The following is a 23,283-nucleotide window of genomic DNA, read 5'->3' on the forward strand; positions in this document are numbered from 1 at the left end:
TCAAGCCTCCCTCGCTGAGTGTGCGGCCGACTGGGCACTGCGCCCACGCGGACCATGGAAATAGTCACGAATCCACTCGTCATCGGTCTGTTCGACGACGCTCAGAGTGTCGGCGACCAGCACCCTCTTGTCGGAGAGGACGGCGATCCTGTCGCAGGCGGTGTAGAGGGTATCCAGGTCGTGGGTCACCAGGAAGACCGTCAATCCGAAAGCATTTCTCAGCGTCAGCAGCAGCTGATCGAAGGCGGCGGCGCCGATCGGGTCGAGCCCGGCAGTGGGCTCATCGAGAAACAGGATATCGGGGTCCAGGGCCAGCGCCCTGGCCAGGGCGGCGCGCTTGATCATGCCCCCGGAGAGCTCCGATGGCGATAGCTTGCCGGCATGGGGTGGCAGCCCGACCAGCGCCAGCTTGACCTCAGCCAGGTGCTCGGCATCTGCCCGCGGCAGCTTCAGGTGCTCGCTCAGCGGCAGCGCCACGTTCTGGGTGACGGTCAGCGACGAGAACAGCGCGCCTTGCTGGAAGAGCACGCCACAGCGGGTCTCCAGCAGCACTCGCTGGCGCTCCGAGAGCTGGTCGAGACGCTCGCCCAGCATCCTCACCTCGCCACCGCTGGGTTTGAGCAGGCCGACGATGCTTCTCAGCAGTACCGACTTGCCGCTGCCGGAGCCGCCTACCACGCCCAGGATCTCGCCGCGCATGACATCCAGGTCGAGCTGGTCGTGCACCACGTGGTCGCCGAAGCGATTCTGCAACCCCCGTACCTGGATGATCGCTTCCTCCAGCGTAGCCGGCCGTTCGCTTGGTTCGCTCATCACCAGCCCATCTCCATGAAGAACAGGGCCGCCAGCGCATCGACCAGAATCACCACGAAGATACTCTGCACCACACTCGAGGTGGTGTGCTGGCCCACCGACTCGGCGCTACCGCCGACCCGAAAGCCCTCCCGGCAGCCGATCACGGCGATCAGAAACGCAAACACCGGCGCCTTGCCCATGCCCACCAGGAAGTGCTGCAGCGGCACGTCGCGATAGATGGCGATGATCCGCCCCAGCGGGACCTCGAGGGCCAGCAGCGCCACCAGGCCGCCGCCCAGCAGGCCCGAGAGCAGGCCGACAAAGGCGAGCAGCGGCAGCGTGATCAGCAGCGCAAGCACCCGCGGCAGTATCAGCCACTCCGCCGGGTCGAAGCCCTGGACGCGCAGCGCATCGATCTCCTCGTTGACCTTCATCGAGCCGATCTGGGCAGTAAAGGCGCTGGCGGTCCTGCCGGCCACCAGAATCGCCGCCAGCAGCACGCCGAACTCACGCATAAAGGAGTAGGCCACCAGATCCACGGTGTAGACGCTGGCACCAAAGGCCTCGAGCACCGTGGCGCCGAGAAAGGCCACCACGGCGCCGATCATGAAGGTCAGCAGGGCGACTATCGGCAACGCATTCAAGCCGGTGTTCTGAATCTGGCTCATCAGGGCGTTGATCCGCCAGCGGCGGGGACGCCATACCACTTGGGCGCCGATGGCCAATGTCAGGCCGATAAAGCCGAGCAGGCCGACGAGGTTCTGCAGGTGCTGCTGCACCCCCTGGCCGATACGCGCCAGACAGTCGGCGAGCGCCGAGGTTTCTCGCGCCACGGGCTGCTGCGCGACCTTGGCCAGCGCATCGCACACCGTGCGTAGCAGCGCGCGCCGCTCGGCGCTGAGCGAGGTATCGCTATCGGCCACTACGCTCAACCGCTCTACGCCGAGCAGGCGAGCAAACAGCACCACTCCTGCGGTGTCGAGCCGCAGTACCTGGTCGAGCTCAAGGGCCTCGGCGCCTCGCCAGCGCTCGACTTCTCCACACAGCGTAGCGTAGTGGGCCAGTGTCCAGTCGCCGGTCGCTACCAGGGACTTGGAATCCTCACTCTCCCCCCCTTGCAGTGCCCCTGGACTGCCTTCCGATTGCATCGCTATTCCTTTAGGCGTTAGCTACTTCCACTCTACCATGCCGGCCCAGCGCACCGGCTTATTCCCCTGCGCACTCTTGTGCAGCAGCACGACATCGTCTGCCGGAAATTCCACCTGCATCCCCAGATGCTCGGCCAACCATGTGAACGTTGCGTCACTGTAGAAGCTCACATGGGTGGGATCGAGGATATAGTGCCAGTGGACGAAGGTCGCGTGGCTGGTCGGGCGTTTGGTCATCAGTCCCAACCAACCGCCCGGACGCAGCAGCCCCACCAGCCGCGCCAGCTCATGCCCCGGGGCCGATAGATGCTCGACCACCTCCGTGGCGGTAATAAAGTCGTACGCGTCGGCGAGCACCGCGGTATCCGGCGCGTAATAGGGATCGTAGATCGCCATCGAATGGCCGGCCTCCTCGAACATCACCGACAGCGTCGGCCCCGGGCCGCTGCCGAAGTCGAGACCGCAGGCCCCGGGCGATAGCTTGGCAGACAGCGGTGTGAAAAGTCGCGATAGAAAACGCCGGTAGCCGGCATCCTGGGGGGAATTCTGGTGCTGGTCGTAGACCGCGCGCTCCTCCGCCGGCCCCAGATGAAAGGCAGACGGCACGAAGATCAGCGCACAGCGCGGGCACTGCAGATAGACGCGCCGCGCGTCGCGGTGGTAGTGCGTGCAGTCTGCACCAGCACACAGCGGGCAGGTCGGACTATCGGTCATGGCGGCGGCTCGGTGCTGTCATCGGCGGTTGTGGCAGGTATCATGAAGGGCCATATGGTAACTCCTCAAGGATGAACCGATGAATGACACCGTCACCCCCGAGCCCAATCCGGTCGAGCCGCCCAACGGGCCGGACACCACCATCCCTATCGTGGTCTATGTGCTGCTCCTGGCGGGGATCGCCACCGGCGGCCTGACCTCGCTGATCGGCGTGGTGATCGCCTACGTTTACCGTGGCAAGGGGCCGGAGTGGCTCGACGAGCACTACCGCTTTCAGATCCGCACCTTCTGGATCTCGCTGGTCTATTTCCTGCTGGCCGGCATCCTGACGCTGATCGCAATCGGCTTCGTGCTGTGGCTGGTGGTGGTGGTGTGGCTGGTGATCCGCTGCGTCAAGGGCATCAAGGCGCTACAGGCCAAACACGCGCCGGATAACGTCGACACCTGGCTGTTCTGAGATCATGAGCCGCAAGCCACGCTCCAGCGCCTCGTCGCTACAAGCCACTCTCATCGCCGGCCTCTGGCGCAGCCTGGCCGGCCGCCATCTGGGCACGCTATGGCGGCTGGCAAGCATCTCCGGCCCCCTGGTCCACCGCTTCAGTCGCCGCGAACGAGAGGTCACCGAGATCAACCTGGCCGAGGTCTACCCTGGGCAGAGCGATGCCGAGCGGCGCCAGCTGGCCCGCCACAGTCTCTCCCACTCCACCGCTACCATGCTCGAGCTGGGCTTTGCGTGGATGGCCGAACCGGGCCGCGTCGAGCGCTCGATCGTTGACGTCCACGGCCGCGAACTGCTCGATGAAGCCCGCGCCGAGGGTCGCGGGGTGATCGTGCTGGCGCCCCACTTCGGCAACTGGGAGGTGCTCAATTTCTGGCTATCCAGCCACTTCCCCTTCACCGCCATGTACGAACCGCCCAAGATCGAGCGCCTCGACCCGATCATCCGCCACGGACGCGAGCGCATGGGCGCCAGCCTGGTGCCGACCAATCCCCGCGGCGTGGCAGCGCTGCTCAAGGCGCTCAAGCGCAGCGAAGCGATAGGCATCCTGCCCGATCAGGAGCCAGACTGGGGCAGCGGCGTCTTCGCGCCCTTTTACGGCCGTTTGGCCTACACCGCCACCCTGCTGCCCAAGCTGGTCGCCCGCACTCAGGCGCGGGTTGTCACCGGCGTGGCGCAGCGGGTGCCGGGCAAGGGATTCGTAATCCACTTCCTGGCCGCCGACGCGCGGGTCTATGAGACCGACGAAACCGCCTCGGCGGCCGGCGTCAACGCCTGCGTAGAGGCCGCCATTGCCCTGGAACCAGCCCAGTACCAGTGGGAATACAAGCGCTACCGCAAGGTGATTCAGGAGCAGGAGGGGCATCCCGACCACCCCTCATTCCGGCTTTACTGAGTATTAACTGTTGCTGCCGTCGCGACCGTAACTGTCCTCAAAACGCACAATATCGTCCTCGCCCAGGTAGCTCCCCGACTGCACTTCGATCAGCTCCAGCGGGATCTTGCCGGGGTTCTCCAGGCGGTGGGGCTCGCCGATAGGGATATAGGTCGACTCATTCTCGCTGAGCATGAAGACCCGCTCGCCCAGCGAGACCCGGGCGGTGCCGCTGACCACCACCCAGTGCTCGGCGCGGTGGTGGTGCAGCTGTCGCGATAGCCGCCCCCCGGGCGCCACCGTGATGTGCTTGACCTGATAGCGCTGCCCTCGCTCAATGGCCTGGTAGCTTCCCCAGGGCCGGTGCACTCGCGGGTGATGCACGGGCTCCTCGCGCCCCGCCGCCAGCAGCCCCTCGACCAGCGTCTTGACCTCCTGGCTGCGTCGGCGATCCACCACCAACACCGTGTCCTGGGTCTCGATGATCACCAGATCCTCGACCCCCAGCGCACTGACCAGACGCTCCTCGGCGTGTACCAGCAGCCCACTGCAGTCGTGAAGCTGCACATCGCCGCGCACGGCATTGCCGCAGGCGTCCTTGGGGCTCGCCTCCCACAGCGCCTGGAATCCGCCGATATCGGACCAGCCGGCGTCCAGGGGGACCACGGCGGCGCGGCTGGCGTGCTCCATCACCGCGTAGTCGATGGAGTCGGCAGGACTCTGGCGAAAGGCCTCGGCATCGAGGCGCAGGAAATCGAGGTCCTCGCGGGCCCCTTCCACCGCGACGCGGCAGGCGGCGAGCATTGCTGGATGACGCGCGGCCAGCTCATCGAGGTAGCGCGAGGCGCGAAACATGAACATGCCGCTGTTCCACAGGTAGTCGCCGCTGGCCAGGTAACCCTCGGCGGTGGCCCGATCGGGCTTCTCGACGAAGCGCATCAGCCGATACCCCGCCGCCCCCAGCGCCTCGCCGCGCTGCACATAGCCGTAGCCGGTTTCGGCGTATTCGGGTACCACGCCAAAGGTCACCAGCTCGCCAGCCGCCGCCAGCGTCGTGGCTGCCGCCACGCTGTCCTGAAAGGACGATACATTTTCTATCAGATGATCGGCGGGCAGCACCAGCAGCAGCGGGTCGCCGCCGCCTAGGCGGGCGTGCAGGGCCGCACAGGCGATCGCCGGCGCAGTATTGCGCCCCTCCGGCTCGAGCAGCAGGGTCGCATCCCCGACCCCAGCCTCGCGCAGCTGTTCGGCGAGCAGAAAGCGGTGCGACTCGCTGCCCACTACCACCGGTGGTGCCAGAGGCAGGCCATGCAGGCGTCTCAGGGTCTGCTGCAGCAGGCTGGCCGGCACGGCATCGTCGCCCTGACCGCCCAGGGCCAGGAACTGCTTGGGGTAGTGCTGGCGCGACAGCGGCCACAGCCGGCTGCCGCTGCCGCCGGCGAGCACTACTGGCGTCAATGTCTCATTCATGGCGAAGCGTCCGGCAGGCGTTGAGCGTCGTCCAGCGGCTCGAACTCGGCACCCGGCTCGCCGAAATCCTCGTGCAGCCAGCCGCGCAGGCGGTCCATCCCCGCCGCGCCCTGTGACGGCGGCGGCTGGGTACCCGGCACGAAGCCGCGCTCGAGAAACGGCGCCAACAGGGCTGGGTCACCGCTGATGATATGCACCGGCACGCCGAGGCTGGCGCCCTCACCGGTGATCAGCGGTGCGGCCTGATGGTCGCCGAGCATGATCAGCAACGTATTGTCATCGACCGCCCACTCGGCCCAGCGCGCAGTGGCCTTGACCGAATAGTCGACCGACCAGGCGTAGTGGTCGCGGATACGTTCGATATCCTGCCACACCACCTCGGGCGGGTCACCGGCGTGCTCCCAGGGGGCGAACAGGCTGCCGTCACCGATCAGCTCCCACTCCTCGAGCACCGGCAGAATCGGCGTCCAGGGGGCATGGCTGGAGATCAGCGCGATCTGGGTAAACAGTGGCGTCTGCTGCGGCTCGCGAATCTGGCGCTGATAGTAGTCGAGCACGAACTGGTCGGGCATGGTCACCCAGTGCAGCGGCGGGCCGGCGTAGTCGATGTCGGCGGCGGCATAGATGTCGTCGAAGCCGTAGGCCTCACCCTCCGGCCACAGCATGGTGATCGCCGGCATCACCGTCTGGGTGCGCTGGCCGGTAGCACGAAAGTCGTCGATCAGGGTGGCCTGATCGCTGTCGAGCAACAGCCGATACCACAGTTGATTGTCGATCCACAGCCCGCTCAGCGTCGTGGCATGCGCCAGCCATGACTGGCCGCCGCGAATCGGCGCATCGAGCACACCGGACACGACGTCCAGCCCGGCCGCGGCCAGTCTCTCTTCCATCTCGGCCAGGGTCGGCAGCAGTACATGGGAGTAGCGATCATCCTCCACGGCGGCAACGCCGTAGGACTCGACGAAGGCCAGGATCACGTCGCGCCCTTCCAGACCCGGCAGCGGCCGCGCGGGACTCGGCGACTCGGCGAGGCGCTCACTGAAGGCCTGACGGGCCTGATGGGTCACCACGACCTGCTCGGCCTGGTAGCGCCAGGTGTCCACCAGCGGCGTGCGCGCCGCGGATACCAGCCGGGTGCCGGCAATTTCCAGAGCGCCCAGCAGCGTGGTGACCGCCAGTGCCACCAGCGTGATGCCGCGCGCCACGCCGCGCTGCGGCCGGGCCAGCAGGGCTGCCAACATGCGCAGCAGCCCCCAGGCCACCGCAACGATCAGCAGCACGCCCAAGATCATGGCCACCACGGCGGCGAGATCGCCGAGATTGCCCTGCAGCAGGTGATAGATGGCGCGCAGCAGCGGCAGATCGAGGTAGACGTTGAGCGAGCGCCCCAGCGCCATCTGGGCGGCGGCCTCGCCAAGCCCGGCCAGCACGCCCAACAGTACCACCAGCACCGCCACCCAGCGCAGGGCGAGACTCCAGGCGGCCAGCGGCAGCAACGCGAACAGCGCCGCCAGCCACCAGGCCTCCCAGGCCACCAGTCGCGGTGTGATCTCGGTAAACCGCCACCACAGGGGAATCAGCACTAGGATGTTGAGTAGCAAACCGCTGATCAGCCAGCGCATGGGCACAGATCCTTTTGAATGGTGGCGACCCGCCAAAACATGTACTGTAATTGAAATATGTACAAGTTATGTCTCGCTTTATACTATCACTCTTCGCGAGGAAACGCCGTTGACTCCCCTGACAAATACGGGACGCACCGTGGCTCTGGGCTGCGCCTGCTGGTTACTCCTGCTGCCGCTGGTGAGCGCCGCCCAGAGTACCGAGGAGCACTTCGAGGCGGTGATCGAGCGCGCCGAAACGCTGGCTGGAGAGCCCCACGACAGTCGCCGCGGCGAGCTGCCCACCGCGCTCCGCGACCTGAACTATGACACTTACCGCCAGATCCGTTTCCGCGGTGATCGGGCGATCTGGCGCGACGCTGGTCTGTTCTCGGTGCAGTTGTTCCACAGCGGTTTTCTGTTCGAGACGCCGGTAACGCTCAATCTGATCGAAGATGGTGAAGTCCGTCCCCTGGAGTTCTCCAGCGACTATTACTCCTACGACGGCGACGCCGAACGCCTGCTCGAGGCCGACCTCGACGGCGCCGGCCATGCCGGCTTCCGGCTTCACTACCCGCTCAACCGCGGCGACTACGACGATGAATTCCTGGTATTTCTCGGCGCCAGCTACTTCCGCCTGGTCGGCCGAGACCAAGGCTACGGCCTCTCCACCCGCGGGCTGGCCATCGATACCGGCGGCTCCCAGGGGGAGGAGTTTCCCGCCTTTCGCGAGTTCTGGCTGGTCAAGCCAGACGATGATGCCAACGAGATGAGCGTGCTGGCGCTGCTCGACAGCCCTTCGCTGGCCGGCGCCTACCGCTTCGATATCCGCCCCGGCCGCGATGTGGAGGTCGAGGTCGACGCCCGCCTGTTCGCCCGCCGCGACGTTGACAAGCTTGGCGTGGCGCCGTTGACCAGCATGTTTGCCCATGGCGATACCAGCGCCTACCCCGCCGATGACTTTCGGCCACGCGTCCATGACTCCGAAGGCCTCACCATGCGCACCACCGCCGGCGAGTGGATCTGGCGGCCCTTGACCAATCCGCGTCGCTTGCGCTTCTCACGGCTGCTCGACGGCGAGCTCTCCGGCTTTGGTCTGGCCCAGCGTGAGCGCAATTTCGATGCCTACCTGGATATGGAAGCACGCTACGATCGTCGTCCCAGCCAGTGGGTCGAGGCGCTGGGCGGCGACTGGGGCAGCGGCGGCGTCGAGCTGGTGGAGATCCCCACCGACACCGAAACCAACGACAACATCGTTGCCTACTGGGTACCGGATGAGCCGCTCAATGCCGGCGAGTCGCGGCGTTTCCACTACCGCACCCATACCTTCGGCTCACAGCCAGAGGCTCAGCAGGTCGCCAGCGTGGTGCGCACTCGCACCGGCTGGGCCGCCATCCCCGGCCAGAGCAACCCGCCACCGCGCAGCCGCCGACAGTTCATGGTCGATTTTCATGGCGGAGAACTCGCCGGCCTCGACGCCAGCCAGCCGGTGGACGCCGAGCTCACCACCAGCGACGGCGAGATTCACCAGCTGCAGGTACAGCAGCTCCCCGATGGCGATACCTGGCGCGCCAGCTTCCGCGTGCAGCCCGAAGGGCGCAGCGCCGCCGACATGCGCCTCTATCTGAGCCTGCGCGGCCAGCGAATCAGCGAAACCTGGAGCTATGTCTGGTACCCCGATGAGCTACGCTGAGCCCGCGCCCCGCCAGCCGCTGTTGTGGCTGCGCCGGTTGGGCCTCGCTGGCGTGGTGCTGGGCAGCACCGCGCTGGGCGTAGCGACCATGTTCCGTATCCTCCATGACGGCGGATTGAGCATGCTGCAGGTCGCGGTGCTGGGGCTGTTCACCGTCACCTTCGGTTGGATCGCCCTGGCCTTCTGGACCGCTGTCATCGGATTTTTGCTTAGCCTGACCCGACGCGACCCGTTGAGCCTGGCACGCCAGACGCCACCGGTCGTCGCGCCGCTGAGCTCGCGCACCGCGCTGGTCATGCCGATCTACAACGAATCTCCGGCCCGCGCCCTGGCCGGCCTGGAAGCCACCTGTCAGGATCTGCTGGCCAGCGCCAATCACGCTCTTGACGACCATATCGAAGCCTTCATCCTCAGCGACACTCGTGACGACGCCATCGCCGGCGATGAGCGACGCCATGTGGTGGCGCTACGTCAGCGCCTGGCCGGCCGGCTCGAGGTGCACTATCGTCGTCGCGCCGACAACACCGCGCGCAAGGCCGGTAACCTGGCCGAGTTCTGCCGCCGCTGGGGGCACCGCTACGACTACCTGATAGTACTCGACGCGGATAGCCTGATGGGCGGCAAGAGCCTGCTCGCGATGATCGGCGCCATGCAGCGCGAGCCCGACCTGGGTCTGCTGCAGACGGTCCCGATCCCGGTGCGGCAATCCACCCTGTTCGGGCGATTCACGCAGTTCGCCGCGGCCCTCTACAGCCCCATGCTGGCCACCGGCCAGGCCTTCTGGCAGGGCGACTGCGCCAACTACTGGGGCCATAACGCCATCCTGCGCACCCGCGCCTTCATGGCTCACTGCGGGCTGCCGACGCTGCCAGGCCGCCCACCGCTGGGCGGCGATATCATGAGTCACGACTTCGTCGAAGCGGCGCTGCTGCGGCGCGGCGGCTGGCGGGTGAGGCTCGATGTGCGCCTCAACGACAGCTTCGAGGAGCTGCCCGGCAACCTGCTCGACTACGCCAAGCGCGACCGCCGCTGGACCCAGGGCAACCTGCAGCACCTGCGCCTGCTGGCGACTGCAGGCCTGCACCCCATCAGCCGCCTGCATTTCGCCATGGGGGCACTGGCCTATCTCTCCTCGCTGCTATGGGTGATGATGCTGGCGCTGAGCAGCGCCGCCGCCATGCTCGACGTCTTCAGCCGCGAGCGCTTCTTCGGCGACAGCTACCAGCTGTTTCCCGACTGGCCGCTGGATACCAGCGCCATGGTCATGCCGCTGCTGGCGCTGACCGCCGCCATGCTGCTGCTGCCCAAGCTGTTTGGTCTGCTGCTGGCACTCTGGCAGACTCCTGCGGCCTTCGGCGGGCGCTGGCGATTGAGCATCAGCGCGCTGCTGGAAATGCTCCACGCGATCCTGATCGCACCGCTGATGATGGCCTACCACAGCGTCTTCGTGCTGGGCATTGTGCTCGGCCGCAGCGTCGGCTGGGATCCGCAGCTACGTGAGGGGCGCCCGGTGCCCTGGCGCCAGGCGTTTACCCACAGCCGTGCGGCCACCCTGCTCGGCGGCGGCTGGGCGCTGGCCATGTACCAGTTCACGCCGGCCTTCTTCTGGTGGCTGACGCCGGTATGGGCGGGGCTGATCGTCGCCCCGCTGCTGGTGAGGCTGTCGGGAAACCGTCGCCTTGGCGCCTGGCTGGCGAGGCTTGGACTGCTGGCGGTACCCAGCGAGGTATCTCCCGCCGCGGTGCTGACGCGCCTCGACCAGGCGCTGCATCGCCCCACGCCGATGCTGGCCGATAGCGGCGCGGCCACTGCTCCGCCGGAACAACCGGGCGACATGCCGGCTCAAAGCCTTAGCCGGCGTCGCCGGCAACCCGCACGACAGCGTCCGCCCCTCAAGGAACCGCACTGATGCCGCACACTCACGACTCCCCGCCATCACTGCAGGAGCGCGGCAAATCCCTGCTCGGCGTCGCTCGCTCGCTGGTCGTCTATTGGCGCCCCGGTCGTCAGCGCGGCCTGCAGCGACTCTACGAAGAGTTCCTGGCCCCCGGTGATCTGGCCTTCGATATCGGCGCACACCTCGGCGACCGTACCGCCGCCTTCCAGGCGCTGGGCGCCGAGGTGGTGGCACTGGAACCACAACCGGCGCTGTTTCGTTGGCTGGTGCGACTGATGGGCGAGCGCAGCGGGCTAGTGCTGATGCCGCTGGCTGCAGGCCCCGAAGAGTGCGAGGCCGAGATTGCCATCAGCGCCGCCAACCCCAGCGTCTCGACCCTGGCGCGCCGCTGGCGGGAGCGCATCGGGCGCGACAACCCCGGCTTTCGACAGGTACGCTGGGAGCGTCGGATCACCGTGAGGGTCACTACCCTGGACGTATTGATCCAGCGTTTCGGCGTGCCGCGCTTTATCAAGATCGACGTCGAGGGCTTCGAAGCCGAGGTGCTGAGCGGTCTTAGCAAGCCGGTGGAGGCGCTATCGGTGGAGTTCGTCGCCGGCGCGCTGGACGTCTCCCAGGCCTGCGTCACGCGCCTTGAAGCGCTGGGTGATTACCGCTTCAATGCCATTCAGGGCGAGCGTCGCGAGTTTCTCTGGGATGAGTGGCGCAGCCCCGCCCAGGCTCACGACTGGCTGGCAGGCGGTGCCGACGGTCTCGCCTCAGGCGACCTCTATGCGCGCCTTCAGCCCAAGGCCACCCGAGACTTCGGAGAGATGTCATGACCACCCTCTGCCACTGGGCCGACCTCAGCCACTGCCGGCTCGGCGCCCTCGCCGGCGAGGACCCGGTAGCGATTCTGGTCCTCGGTGCCATCGAGCAGCACGGTCACCACCTGCCCCTCTCCACCGATCTCGATATTGCTCTGGGCCTGCAGCAGGCAACGCTGGAGGCCCTGCAGCGCCGCCAGGCGAAGGTATGCACCCTCTGCCTGCCACCCCTCGCGGTGGGCGCCAGCGACGAACACGCCAGCTATCCCGGCACCCTGAGCCTGCCCGCCCCGCTGGCCATCGCCACCCTCGAAGCCTACGGCGACAGCATCGCCCGAGCCGGCATTCGCCGCCTGCTGCTGCTCAATAGCCACGGCGGCAACAAGGCAGTGATGGATCTCGCTGCACTGACCCTGCGTCGCCGCCACGCCATGCTGGTGGTCAAGGCCACCTATACCCGGCTGGCACCACCGCCCAGCGACTGGCTGCCTGCCCAGGAGCTGCGCCACGGCCTCCACGGTGGCGCCCTGGAAACCGCCATGATGCTGCACTTGGCGCCGCACAAGGTCGAGATGTCGCTGGCCGGGCACCCTCCATCGAGCGGGGAGTCCCTGGCGGCCGCCGGCAAGCGCCTGGGCCCCGAAGGCGAGGCCGCCTTCGCCTGGCTGGCCGAGGACCTGCACGCCGACGGCGTCGCCGGCAACGCCACCCTGGCCGACGCCGCACTCGGCGAGCGGCTGGTGGCGCACTACGCCGAGGGCCTGGCCGAGGTGGTGATCGAGACCCAGGCGCTATCGCTATCCGGCTGGGCTAAGTAGCACTAAGCCAGGGCTGACAAGACAACGGAGACCGGGGGAAGGCCGAAGAGGAGGTGTCGATGCCAGGGGTGAGGAGCACTGCTCCGAACGGGCTGGCCATGGATGGCCAGCACCGGTCCTGCAAACGGAGCAGGATGCGAGAGTGCAGCAGGGCATCGGTAGCGCCCAGGGAGGGTTTACAGCGCCTCCTCGAAGGCCTTTCGACGGCCCCCCCCCGCCCTTGTCGCTATCTGCAAAAGGGCCGGGGAGTCAACGGGGCTACTTGCAGGCCGAGGAGCGTGATGTATCGGCGTGAAGCACATCATCCAGCAGATGGCCGGAACGTTCCGCCTTGGCGCTGAGGTAGCGACGGTTGTGATCGTTGAGCTGGCCATACAGCGCCTGACGCTCCACCACCTCGATGCCGCCCGCCTCCAGTGCCACAATCTTCTGCGGGTTATTGGTCAACATCTGGATACGCTGGATCTCGAGCGCGCCGAGCATATCCACCGCGGCGCGGTAGTGGCGCTCGTCGTCGCCAAAGCCCAGGACCTGATCGGCGTCCACGGTATCCAGGCCACCATCCTGCAGGGTGTAGGCGCGCAGCTTGTTGGCCAGGCCGATGCCGCGCCCTTCCTGCGCCAGATAGAGCAGTACCCCGCCGCCCAGCGACTCGATATCCGCCACCGCGTTGCGCAGCTGCTCGCCGCAGTCGCAGCGCAGGCTGCCGAACAGGTCACCGGTCAGACACGCCGAGTGCAGGCGCAGCGGTACCGCCGACGGCCAGTCACGGCGATGGCCGATGACCACCGCCACATGCTCACGCAGGCCGTCCGGCTCGCGAAACAGGATAAAGCGGCTCTCTGGCGCGTCGGCCAGCGGTATCCGCGCATCGCTGACTCGGGTCAGCATCCCCGCCGCACTGTCGAAGCAACCGATCGCCGCCTCGGCCTCGACGCTCAGCCACTCCCCGCTATCGATACGCGCCTGTGCCACGTCACGCGCCTCTCCGCTCAGCTTGACGGTGAGCGCCGCGGGGATCAGCAGCGCACGGCGCATCAGCGCCAGGGCACCGCGCTCGCCAGCATCGGCAGGTTGGGCCAGTGTCGCCACCCGCGGCTCGGGCTGAGAGCCGAACGCCAGGCGCTCGAGACGAGCCAGATCGAGCGGTCCGCAGCTGCTCAGCGGCAGTCGCAATGCCTCGGCCTGGTGGGCGTCAGCGCTGGCACCGAGTACCGCCAGGCGATGCCGGCTGACCACCAGCGCAGCTTCCGGCTGCAGCTCCTCCAGCCGCGCTGCCTGCAGCCCCTCCAGCGGCTGAATCAGGGTCGCCGTGTCGGCGTCCTGCAGCACCACCGGCACCCCGCGGCGTAGATCGAAGATGGCGCGCTCGACGTGATGTCCTATGCGTGGCATATAGCCTCCTTGTCGCCTCAACCGGGTAGGCGTATGGCACTGAGGGTAGTAAATCGACATACGGGCGCGACGGCGCCGCGGGTGCGTTGGACTTGTGCCGCCCGAGGGGGCTGCCCATGATAAGAAACGTTTTTGATCGAGAGAGGCCGTGCATGAGCGAAGCCGCCAAGCCCCCAACGCCGCGCCGTGACGACGCCGACCTGGCGTTCGCCTGGAAGGCGCTGCTGACGGCGCGCGACCACTCCTGGGAGGATGTTACCGAGCTTGTCATCCACCGTAATAGTGCGCGTCTGACGCTGCACCGCGGCGGACACTGGCATGCCGAGCCGGCCCTGGACAGCGCCACCGCGGCCCTGCTCGACAGCCTGCTGCCGCTGGTCTGCGATAGTGGACCGCGGGTCATCGCCCAACTCGGCCAGAGCCTCGACGGGCGTATCGCCACCCATAGCGGTCACTCCCACTACATCAATGGATTCGAGAGCCGGGTTCACCTGCATCGGCTGCGCGCCCTGGTCGACGCAGTGCTGGTCGGCGCCGGCACCGCCGACGAGGACGACCCGCAGCTCAACGTGCGCCACATCGAGGGGCGCCAGCCGCTGCGCGTGGTGCTCGATCCGCGCGGCCGGGTGCCGGTCGCGCGGCGTGTATTTCAGGACCCGACGCTGCCCACCTTGCATCTGCTCGGCGAGGGCATGGCCCCGCCTGTCGGCGTCGGCGCGCATGTCGGCCAGCGCTGGCTGGCGCGTGACGCCGAGGGGCGAGTGGCTCCCCAGGCGGTGATCGACGCCCTCCAGCAGGCGGGCTGCCGCCGCGTGCTGATCGAGGGCGGCGGCCAGACCGTATCGCAGTTTATCGCCGCCGGCTGCGTCGACCGCCTGCATCTGCTGGTGGCGCCGCTGCTGATCGGCTCCGGCCGCCCCGGATTGACGCTGCCGCTCATCGACACCCTCGACCAGGCGCTGCGCCCGTCGATGCGGCGTTTCGACTGCGGCGACGACACCCTCTTCGATATCGCCTTGCGAGCCTCCGTTGGCTGAGCCAGGCGCCGCGCTGCGCTTACGCTGCCACCAGCATAGCGCCCCGGGCAGGCTGGCCAGCAGCACCAACAGCCCGTAGCTCACCGACACCGCCACGCCCTGGGCCGGCGGCAAGCCGACGCCGAGCCAGACCAGGGCCGCAGCGCCTTCGCGAAAGCCCCAGCCGGCCACCGACAGCGGGATCAGCATCGCCAGCAGCACCGGCGGAAGCAGCGCCAGCAGCGTGGTGGCCGGCAGCTCGACGCCGATGGCGCGAGCCGCGCAGACGAAGATCGCTCCATAGCTCGCCAGCACCAGCAGCGAGCCTCCCAACTGCGCCGGCCAGGCACGCCGGCTGAATAGCGCGCGATGCACATCGCCACCCAGCCCCTTGGCCCATAGCGGCATATTGAGGTTTGATCGATACAGCCTCCGCCACAGCACGGCGCCGAGTACGGCCAGTCCCAGCGCGCCGACGGCGCCTATGACCACGCCGGGGCGGGTCAGCAGCCGACCGAAGGCCGTATGCCACAGCGGCGACAGCGCCAGAATGGCCAGCGTGACCACCGCCAGTACCAGTTGCCCGGACGCGCGCTCGATCAGTACCCCGCGCCAGGCCGCCGCGCGCCTGCCGCTGGCACGGGCGTGGCGCCAGGCGCGGGTGGCATCACCCAATACCGCTCCGGGCAGCACCTGGTTGAGAAAGCTGGCCAGATAGTAGTCGTTGATGGCATGGCGCCAGCTCAGCCCCACCCCCAGACGAGAAGCGGTAAAGCGCCAGCGCCACGCCGAGATCACCACCTGGGGCAGGCTCAGCAGCAGCGCCAGCAGCACCCAGCCGGGGGCAAGCCGCTGTACTTCGGCGACCACTTCCCCAGCGTCCAGCCACACCGCAACACCGACCAGCAGCGCCAGGCTGACCGCCAGGCGCAGCAGGCTGCGCCGCCGCGAGGCGCCGACCATCAGTCGTCGCTCCCGGGGGGCAGCAGCAGCAGATCGACATGACCAACCCAGACCCCGCAGCGCCCGTTTGCCAGATCGCGCTGGCGGGCCAGCTGCCAGGCCTCGATACGCGCCGCCTGAGCAGGGCACTGTTCGACAGCCGCCGCGGCCCAGCCGGCCACCAGCGCCTGCCCCAGGGTCAATGCCGCGTCGCTGCCCGGCGCCAGCTGCCACGGGCTAACGGCACGCGCAATCCGATAACCACGCTTCTCGAAGGCACTGACCAGCGCCGCCGGGGCCTCACCGCCCAGCGCGGCACCGAGCCCCTTGTCGCGGCGCTGGTGGTCAACGAACTGACCGCGCACCCACTCATCCTCGGCGTCCCGGCGCGCGCCATCGGCATCGATAAACTGCCAGTGGCCATCGACGCTGAGGGTGAACAGCGCCGCCAATTGGCGAGCCGCGCAGGCCTCGGCCAGCGTCTCGATCCAGGCTGCCGAACAGAGATCCAACAGCGCCGAGGCGCACACCAGCTCGGCGCCATCGAGCAGACCAGGCAGTGCCTTGGCGTCGGCCAGATCGACCTGGCGACGCTCACTATCAAGCGACTTGCCCGCGGCGTCTTGGCAGCCTGCCAGCCGCTGGCGAGCGCTCTCCAGTAGCGCCGGATCGTGATCGACCAGCCGCCAGCGCTGGGGGCCGGGCAAGCGCGATGCCAGATAGGCGGGATTACTGGCACGCCCGCAGCCCAGATCGACCAGGGTCAGCGGCGCGCTGTTCGAGGCCCGGATACGGGTCAGCCAGGCGCCCGCTTCGGCGGTAAGCTCGGCGCAGCGCGCGGCGTGGTCGGCAGACTCGCGAAGCGCCAACCAGTCGCTGGCAAAGCGGCTGCCAACAGCACTGTTATCAGGGGCATTCATAGATGCGGCGCTCCGAGGGCAGCGGCGAAGGCATCGCCGGCCGCCTGCCAGTCGCTCTGCCGTTCGCGGGCTGCGATGGCACCGCGGCGCAGTTCCCGCCGCAGACGGGCATCATTCAGCCAGCTGCGCAGCGCCCCGCGCAGGGCAGACGCATCGCCAGGCGCTACCGCCAGGCCAGCCCCCTCCGGCAAGGTGAAACGCAGCGCACCGCCGGTGGTGGTAATCACCGGCAGGCCGCGGGCTAGCGCTTCGGTGACCACCATCCCGTAGCCTTCATAGTGGGAGGGCAGCACGAACAGGTCGGCGCTGCGGTAGGCAGCGTCCAACGCCTCGGAGTCGCGTTCGCCGAGCAACCGCAGCTGCTCCGTCAGGCCATGCTCGGCGATGCTGGCGGCCACGCGTGCGGCGTGGTCCGGGTCGCGGTCTAGTCCGCCGATGCAGTCACAGGTCCAGCGAGTCGCATCCAGCCCGGCCAGCGCCTCGACCAGCAGGTCGTGGCCCTTGCGCGGGGTCAGCGTGGCCACGCACAGCAGCCTCTGGGGGCGTTGGCTATCTTCCAGATCGAGGGCGCTGGGCGCCAGCGACGCCGGCTCGACGCCAGGTTCCACCACCTGAGCCGTGGCAATCCCCATGTCGCGCAGCCGCCGGGCGGTAAAGGCGCTGGTGCTGATCACCCTCGCCACCGCGGCCAGGGCGCGCGCCTCGCTGTCCAGAAACCGCACTTGGCTGGCCTCATCCAGGCCAGTCTCGTCGGCCAGCGGGTGATGCACCAGGGCGGTGAGATCGAGACGCTCGGCGTGGGCCTGGACGACCTCGGGCAGGCCGCCCATGGCCAGGCCGTCGATCACCACACGGCTATCGTCGGGCTGGGCGGCCAGCGCCGTCTCCAGGGCGTCTCGAGCCTGGGCATCGGGGTCAGGAAAGCGCCCCGCCAGTCCCACCACCGATACCTGCCAACCGCGCGCCTCCAGGGCGGCCACGATGCGGGCATCGTAGACATAACCCCCGGTCAGCTGACCGGGATCGCCGGCGACGATCAGGCAAAGGGTGTGCGGCGCCGCCATTACAGCTGCCCCTCGTAGCTAGCCCAGGCGATATGCGATTCGTGGAGGGTTACCGTCAGCGCCTCCAATCCACGCCCGCTGTCGCCCAGGCGCCCTTCGGCAATCGCCGCCGCGAGGCGTTCGAAAATCACCCGCGCCATGAACTCGGTGGTGGTATTGCGTCCCTGAAACTCCTCCAGGTCGTCGAGATTATGGAAATTGAATTCTGCCAGCAGGGTCGACAGCGTCTCGCTGGCCAGGCCGATATCGACGATCAGGTCGTCGTCATCCAGCTCGCAGCGCTGGAAAGTGACGTCGACCACATAGGTGGCGCCGTGGGTACGCTGGGCGGGGCCGAAGATATCGCCACGAAAGCTATGGGCGATCATGAAGTGGTCACGGACGGTCAGGCGATACATGCTTGGCTCCTCGATCGGGGCAAATCAGTTCAGGTCGGTGCATAGCGAATTCGGTGGCAGAGCACCCTGCCGCCGCCCTGCACCAGGCGCGGCATCTCGTCAGGCAGCGACGCAAACGGCGTCTCACCGCTGATCAGGGCGTCCAGGCGCGGCTCGGCCAGCAGACGCAACGCGAGCTCCAGGCGACGCCGAAAGTCCCAGCGCGGCTGACGCTGCGGCGCAATGCCACCCACCTGGCTGGAGCGCAGGGTTAGTCGCTGGGAGTGGAAGGCACCTCCCAACGACAGCGCCACCGGCTGCTCGCCGTACCAGCTCATCTCGACCAGCGTGGCCTCCCGTGCGGCCACACGCAGTGCCGTCTCCAGCCCCGCAGGGTGACCACTGACATGGATCACCAGGTCGTTGTCGAGGGGTGCCTCCTCGGGGAGGGCAAAGTTCACGCCTAACGACTGGGCCAGGCTGGCACGACCAGGTTCGATGTCCACCAGGCATACCTGGGTGCCGGGAATGCCGTCGCAAAGCCAGGCCACTAGCGCGCCCACCACCCCGGCGCCGATCACGCAGATCCGGTCGCCGAGCCCGGGGGCGGCGTCCCACACGCCGTTGATGGCGGTTTCGAGATTGGCCGCCAGCACGGCACGCTCGGCGGGCACGTCATCGGGCAGCAGATGCACGGCGCTGGCCGGTACCACATAGCGCTGCTGATGGGGGTAGAGGCAAAACACCCTACGTTCACGCAGCTCCTCTGGCCCCTCGACCACCCGCCCGACGCTGGCGTAGCCATATTTCAGCGGGCCGGGGAAATCGCCCTCCTGAAACGGCGCCCGCATGCGCTGATACTCACTGGGCGGCACTCGGCCGGTGAACACCAGCGCTTCGGTGCCCCTGCTGACGCCGCTGTAAAGCGCTTCGACCAGCACATCCTGCGGGCCTGGTGCCTCCAGGGGCTGACTGCGCAGTACCCCGTGCCCGGGGGCCAACGTCCAAAAGGCCATGCTGGTCGTATAAGGCATATCGCGGTCCCGGTGGTGAGTCGCTGTACTCAAGACGCCTTTTAGGCATTAAGGTTTCAATATCTGTACAATATATGTACCAGAAGGAAAATTTGCATCATTTTTCGCCACTGACGCTGCACTGAGCTAGCCTAATAGCCATGGCTATTCCACAACACAGCTCCCCTTAGCTATAGCGCATAAGAGACCAGCATGAGCCGGATACTCTCTCCCTCCGCCACCGTTCAGCGCCCCTTTGCCGACCTGGCAGCCGGGCTGGCCGTGGTGCTGGTGTTAGCGCAGCTCGCCCAGCATGCGCTGACCGCACCGGGGTGGCTGGCACTTACCAGCGGCCTGAGCTATCTCATCATCGCGGGGCTGGTGGCAGCTGCCTGGACCGGGGAGCTGCGCCGGTTTGGCTGGGCTAACCGTGTAACGCTGCTGCGCGGCACTTTGATCGCGCTGCTCGCTGGTAGTCTGTGGTGGCCGGCCCTGTGGCAGCAGCACGCCGTTGCGCTCGCCGCTATCGCTGGCGCCGCACTGCTGCTCGACGGTATCGATGGCTGGGTGGCCCGACGCACCGGATCCAGCAGCGCCTTTGGTGCACGCTTCGATATGGAACTGGACGCCAGCTTTATTCTGCTGCTATGCCTGGCGCTGGTGGTGCTCGGCAAGGTCGGCAGCTGGGTGCTGCTGATCGGCGCGATGCGCTACGTCTTCGTGGTCAGCGGGCATCTGTGGCCCTGGCTGCGGGCGCCGCTGCCGGAGAGTCTGCGCCGCAAGGCGGTGTGTGTCGTCCAGGTGGTCGCCCTGATGATCGCCCTGCTGCCCGCGGTGTCAGCCGCCCAGGCCAGCCTGCTGACGGCACTGGCGCTGCTGCTGTTAAGCCTCTCCTTTGCCCTCGATGTTCACTGGCTGGCTGGCAAGCCAGCCGCAAAATAGTCGATTAGAGTTAAGCCCGGCAGGCTGCTACACTCCTGGCATCGCTTGACGGGGTGCCGGTGGAACCGGCTGAGATCGCCATATGACACGCACGGCAGTGCAACAGTCATCACGGCGGGGCCCGTAGAACCTGATCCGGCTCGTACCGGCGTAGGGATCAAGCGGTGGCCCTGACGCGGCATCTGCCCGCCACCTGACCCGGCCACCTCTTTCTTCCTCCCGCCCGCTCCGGATCCGATCTGATACCGGAGGAAAGATGGGCTATCGCTTTACCGACCTCACCGCCGCTTGCCAGGACGATTGGCGCGCCTATATCGAGCACGACTTCGTTCGTCAGTTGGGCCAGGGCCGCCTCGCCGATGAGGCCTTCCGCCACTACCTCAAGCAGGACTACCTGTTTCTGATCCACTTTGCGCGTGCCTATGCGCTGGCCGCCTACAAGAGCCCGACCCTGGCCGATCTGCGCCAGGCGTATGAAGGCTTGAAGGCGATCGTCGACGTCGAGCTCGAGCTGCACGTCGGCTACTGCCGGGAGTGGGGCATCAGTGAGCAGCAGCTGGCCGAGCTCCCCGAAGCCCGCGCCACCCTCGCCTATACCCGCTACGTGCTGGATACCGGCAACCGCGGCGACCTGCTCGACCTGCATGTGGCGCTCGCCCCCTGCCTGATCGGCTATGGCGAGATCGCCAACTGGCTCAATGCCCAGCCCGATACCCTGCGCGGCGATGCCAACCCCTATGACGCCTGGATCGCCATGTACGAGGGCGAAGAGTTCCAGGCCGCCATGCGTGCCGAACTCGAATGGCTCGATGCGCGCCTGGCCGACGTCACCCCGGCGCGCTTCGAGGAGCTGACGCGGATCTTCCGCGACGCGACGCGGCTCGAGATCGACTTCTGGCAGATGGGGCTGGATGGTGCGGACTAAGGCAGTGGCCACGCTATCGCCGAGCTATGCCGGGGACAAGCCTGCGCGAGGGCGCTGTAAACCCTTCCCTGGGCGCTACTTTTGCCATCCATGGCAAAAAACCCTCGCTCCGCCTTGTCCCCGGCGCTCGGCTCACCTCGTGCCAGCCTTCGAGCAGTAACCACGCGTCGCCTCTGGTCAAGGCGACACGCTTCACCGCGATACTCCGGTATCGCCGACCACCACGCTTGACGGGGTGCCGTTACCGACGGCTGAGATCATGCGCCCAAGCATGGATCCCGTTGAACCTGAACTGGCTAGGACCAGCGTAGGGATCAAGCGACACGCCGCCACGGCACTCCGCCTGGCGGCCCCTGTCCTTCCCAGCGGTCCTCCCTGACAACCACAACGCTTGACCAAGGGAGAACAGCGATGAGCAAGACCACCCATTTTCTGGCCGAGACCGCCATGGTCGACGAGGCCGCCATCCAGCCGCTACCCGGCTCGCGCAAGGTGCATATCGAAGGCTCGCGGCCCGATATCCGCGTACCCTTCCGCGAGATTTCGCTGTCGCCGACCAAGACCTCCGGCGCCGATGAGGAGAACCCGCCGCTGCTGGTCTACGACACCTCCGGCCCCTATACCGACCCCGCGATCAGCGTCGACCTGCGCCGCGGCCTGCCGGAGCTGCGCCGTGCCTGGATCGAGGAGCGTGGCGACACCGAGTTCCTCGACGGCCCTACCTCCGACTATGGCAAGCGCCGCGCCAACGATCCCATGCTGGCCAAGCTGCGCTTCGACCTGAAGCGCACGCCGCGGCGCGCCAAGGCGGGGAAGAACGTCACCCAGCTGCACTACGCCCGACAGGGAATCATCACCCCGGAGATGGAGTTTATTGCCATTCGGGAAAATCAGCGCAGACAAGCCCTGGGGACGGCAGAGGTCGAACGAATACTGGGGCACCAGCACCCGGGCGAAGGCTTCGGCGCCCGGCTGCCGGAGGAGATCACACCGGAATTCGTGCGTGCGGAAGTGGCCGCGGGCCGGGCGATCATCCCCTGCAATATCAACCACCCCGAGTCCGAGCCGATGATCATCGGCCGCAACTTCCTGGTGAAGATTAACGGCAACCTGGGCAACTCGGCGGTGACTTCCTCCATTGAGGAGGAGGTCGACAAGATGACCTGGGGGATCCGCTGGGGCTCGGATACCATCATGGACCTCTCCACCGGCCAGAACATCCACGAGACCCGCGAGTGGATCATCCGCAACGCCCCGGTGCCCATCGGCACGGTGCCCATCTACCAGGCGCTGGAGAAGGTCAACGGCGTGGCCGAGGACCTCACCTGGGAGGTGTTCCGCGACACCCTCATCGAGCAAGCCGAACAGGGCGTGGACTACTTCACCATCCACGCCGGCGTCTTGCTGCGCTATGTGCCGCTCACCGCCAAGCGGGTCACCGGCATCGTCTCCCGGGGCGGCTCGATCATGGCCAAGTGGTGCCTGTTCCATCACCGGGAGAGCTTCCTCTATACCCACTTCGAGGAGATCTGCGAGATCTGCAAGCAGTACGATGTGGCCTTCTCCCTGGGCGACGGCCTGCGCCCCGGTTCGGTGGCCGACGCCAACGACGAAGCACAGATGGCCGAGCTCAAGACCCTCGGTGAGCTGACCCATATCGCCTGGAAGCATGATGTCCAGGTGATGATCGAGGGGCCGGGCCACGTGCCCATGCACCTGGTCAAGGAGAACATGGAGAAGCAGCTGGAGTACTGCGACGAGGCGCCCTTCTACACCCTCGGCCCGCTGGTCACCGATATCGCCCCCGGCTACGACCACATCACCTCCGGCATCGGCGCCGCCATGATCGGCTGGTACGGCTGCGCCATGCTCTGCTACGTGACCCCCAAGGAGCACCTGGGCCTGCCCAACAAGGACGACGTCAAGACCGGTATCATCACCTACAAGATCGCCGCCCACGCGGCAGATCTCGCCAAGGGCCACCCGGCTGCCCAGCGGCGCGACAACGCACTGTCCAAGGCGCGCTTCGAGTTCCGCTGGGAGGACCAGTTCAACCTCGGCCTGGACCCGGATACCGCCCGGGAGTACCACGACGAGACCCTGCCCAAGGACTCCGCCAAGGTGGCCCACTTCTGCTCCATGTGCGGACCGAAGTTCTGCTCCATGAAGATCAGCCAGGAGGTCCGCGACTACGCCAACGAACACGGGCTGAACGGCGATCAGGAAGCCGTCATGAAAGGCATGGAAGAGCAGGCGGAGAAGTTCAGGAAGACGGGAGGCGAACTTTATAAGGAAGTATGACGAGCGCCAGACACGACGCAGGGGCCTACTGGCCCCTGCGATTTGGCAACGCGAGTGCGAAGTCTGGCACAGA

Annotated in this window: 20 protein-coding genes, 1 pseudogene and 2 riboswitches; of the genes and pseudogenes, 10 read left to right on the forward strand and 11 right to left on the reverse strand. The window is 67.1% G+C overall.

The window, feature by feature from the left end:
- Genes IEI94_RS20675 through IEI94_RS20685 form a run of 3 tightly spaced genes read right to left on the reverse strand, consistent with a single transcriptional unit; the run spans position 1 to position 2,657 of the window.
- The gene (locus tag IEI94_RS20675) at positions 1-813 is read right to left on the reverse strand and encodes an ABC transporter ATP-binding protein (RefSeq protein ID WP_191169095.1); all 813 of its coding nucleotides are present in this window, start codon (positions 811-813) and stop codon (positions 1-3) included.
- Positions 813-1,943, reverse strand: a complete 1,131-nt coding sequence (locus IEI94_RS20680) for an MlaE family ABC transporter permease (RefSeq protein ID WP_191169096.1) — start codon at positions 1,941-1,943, stop codon at positions 813-815. The genes IEI94_RS20675 and IEI94_RS20680 overlap by 1 nt, the downstream gene beginning before the upstream one ends.
- Before the next feature lie 21 nt (positions 1,944-1,964).
- Positions 1,965-2,657, reverse strand: a complete 693-nt coding sequence (locus IEI94_RS20685) for a class I SAM-dependent methyltransferase (RefSeq protein ID WP_191169097.1) — start codon at positions 2,655-2,657, stop codon at positions 1,965-1,967.
- 79 nt (positions 2,658-2,736) lie between these two features.
- Between IEI94_RS20685 and IEI94_RS20690 the strand changes: the two genes are divergently transcribed.
- Positions 2,737-3,114, forward strand: coding sequence for a DUF4870 family protein (locus IEI94_RS20690; RefSeq protein ID WP_191169098.1), 378 nt, complete (start codon positions 2,737-2,739; stop codon positions 3,112-3,114).
- Positions 3,115-3,118: 4 nt separating this feature from the next.
- A complete protein-coding gene (locus IEI94_RS20695; RefSeq protein WP_191169099.1) occupies positions 3,119-4,051 on the forward strand; it encodes a lysophospholipid acyltransferase family protein in 933 nt (310 codons plus the stop codon).
- Between the two features lie 3 nt (positions 4,052-4,054).
- Here IEI94_RS20695 and IEI94_RS20700 read toward each other — a convergent pair whose 3' ends face one another.
- On the reverse strand, positions 4,055-5,500 hold the full coding sequence (locus IEI94_RS20700; RefSeq protein ID WP_191169100.1) for a mannose-1-phosphate guanylyltransferase/mannose-6-phosphate isomerase: 1,446 nt from the start codon (positions 5,498-5,500) through the stop codon (positions 4,055-4,057).
- Positions 5,497-7,122 (reverse strand): sulfatase-like hydrolase/transferase, encoded by a 1,626-nt coding sequence (locus IEI94_RS20705; RefSeq protein ID WP_191169101.1) that lies wholly within the window; start codon positions 7,120-7,122, stop codon positions 5,497-5,499. Before IEI94_RS20705 ends, IEI94_RS20700 begins: the two co-directional genes overlap by 4 nt.
- Positions 7,123-7,231: 109 nt before the next feature.
- Here IEI94_RS20705 and IEI94_RS20710 point away from each other — a divergent pair, with 109 nt between their 5' ends.
- Genes IEI94_RS20710 through IEI94_RS20725 form a run of 4 tightly spaced genes read left to right on the forward strand, consistent with a single transcriptional unit; the run spans position 7,232 to position 12,315 of the window.
- A complete protein-coding gene (locus tag IEI94_RS20710; protein WP_224750218.1) occupies positions 7,232-8,794 on the forward strand; it encodes a glucan biosynthesis protein in 1,563 nt (520 codons plus the stop codon).
- Entirely contained in the window at positions 8,781-10,703 is a 1,923-nt protein-coding gene (gene mdoH, locus IEI94_RS20715; protein ID WP_224750219.1) for a glucans biosynthesis glucosyltransferase MdoH, read from the forward strand. Before IEI94_RS20710 ends, mdoH begins: the two co-directional genes overlap by 14 nt.
- Positions 10,703-11,512, forward strand: coding sequence for an FkbM family methyltransferase (locus IEI94_RS20720; protein WP_191169103.1), 810 nt, complete (start codon positions 10,703-10,705; stop codon positions 11,510-11,512). The genes mdoH and IEI94_RS20720 overlap by 1 nt, the downstream gene beginning before the upstream one ends.
- Positions 11,509-12,315, forward strand: coding sequence for a creatininase family protein (locus IEI94_RS20725; protein ID WP_191169104.1), 807 nt, complete (start codon positions 11,509-11,511; stop codon positions 12,313-12,315). The genes IEI94_RS20720 and IEI94_RS20725 overlap by 4 nt, the downstream gene beginning before the upstream one ends.
- 258 nt (positions 12,316-12,573) lie before the next feature.
- Here IEI94_RS20725 and ribA read toward each other — a convergent pair whose 3' ends face one another.
- Positions 12,574-13,710, reverse strand: coding sequence for a GTP cyclohydrolase II RibA (gene ribA / locus IEI94_RS20730; protein ID WP_191169105.1), 1,137 nt, complete (start codon positions 13,708-13,710; stop codon positions 12,574-12,576).
- 152 nt (positions 13,711-13,862) lie between these two features.
- Between ribA and IEI94_RS20735 the strand changes: the two genes are divergently transcribed.
- Entirely contained in the window at positions 13,863-14,747 is an 885-nt protein-coding gene (locus IEI94_RS20735) for a RibD family protein (protein WP_191169694.1), read from the forward strand.
- Between the two features lie 60 nt (positions 14,748-14,807).
- Here IEI94_RS20735 and IEI94_RS22710 read toward each other — a convergent pair.
- From IEI94_RS22710 to IEI94_RS20755, 5 genes and pseudogenes are all read right to left on the reverse strand, one after another.
- A pseudogene (locus IEI94_RS22710) lies at positions 14,808-15,689 on the reverse strand (lysylphosphatidylglycerol synthase transmembrane domain-containing protein); the annotation flags it as partial.
- Positions 15,689-16,588, reverse strand: a complete 900-nt coding sequence (locus tag IEI94_RS20740) for a class I SAM-dependent methyltransferase (RefSeq protein ID WP_191169106.1) — start codon at positions 16,586-16,588, stop codon at positions 15,689-15,691. The pseudogene IEI94_RS22710 and the gene IEI94_RS20740, both read right to left, overlap by 1 nt.
- Complete coding sequence (locus IEI94_RS20745; RefSeq protein ID WP_191169107.1) at positions 16,585-17,652, reverse strand: glycosyltransferase family 4 protein; 1,068 nt, start codon at positions 17,650-17,652, stop codon at positions 16,585-16,587. Before IEI94_RS20745 ends, IEI94_RS20740 begins: the two co-directional genes overlap by 4 nt.
- Positions 17,652-18,050, reverse strand: a complete 399-nt coding sequence (locus IEI94_RS20750) for a 6-pyruvoyl trahydropterin synthase family protein (RefSeq protein ID WP_191169108.1) — start codon at positions 18,048-18,050, stop codon at positions 17,652-17,654. Before IEI94_RS20750 ends, IEI94_RS20745 begins: the two co-directional genes overlap by 1 nt.
- Positions 18,051-18,079: 29 nt before the next feature.
- Positions 18,080-19,063, reverse strand: a complete 984-nt coding sequence (locus IEI94_RS20755) for a zinc-dependent alcohol dehydrogenase (protein WP_191169109.1) — start codon at positions 19,061-19,063, stop codon at positions 18,080-18,082.
- Between the two features lie 192 nt (positions 19,064-19,255).
- On the opposite strand from IEI94_RS20755, the gene IEI94_RS20760 reads away from it, so the two are divergent.
- The 3 genes from IEI94_RS20760 (at position 19,256) to thiC (ending at position 23,210) form a co-directional block, all read left to right on the forward strand.
- Complete coding sequence (locus IEI94_RS20760; RefSeq protein ID WP_191169110.1) at positions 19,256-19,984, forward strand: CDP-alcohol phosphatidyltransferase family protein; 729 nt, start codon at positions 19,256-19,258, stop codon at positions 19,982-19,984.
- Positions 19,985-20,023: 39 nt separating this feature from the next.
- A riboswitch (TPP riboswitch) is annotated at positions 20,024-20,158 on the forward strand.
- An 82-nt stretch (positions 20,159-20,240) separates the two neighbouring features.
- Complete coding sequence (tenA, locus tag IEI94_RS20765) at positions 20,241-20,909, forward strand: thiaminase II (protein ID WP_191169111.1); 669 nt, start codon at positions 20,241-20,243, stop codon at positions 20,907-20,909.
- A 221-nt stretch (positions 20,910-21,130) separates the two neighbouring features.
- Positions 21,131-21,240, forward strand: a riboswitch (TPP riboswitch).
- Positions 21,241-21,320: 80 nt separating this feature from the next.
- Entirely contained in the window at positions 21,321-23,210 is a 1,890-nt protein-coding gene (gene thiC / locus IEI94_RS20770; RefSeq protein ID WP_318153432.1) for a phosphomethylpyrimidine synthase ThiC, read from the forward strand.
- Positions 23,211-23,283: the final 73 nt, after the last annotated feature.

The sequence above is a fragment of the Halomonas sp. ML-15 genome (assembly GCF_014779595.1).
Taxonomy (GTDB): domain Bacteria; phylum Pseudomonadota; class Gammaproteobacteria; order Pseudomonadales; family Halomonadaceae; genus Franzmannia.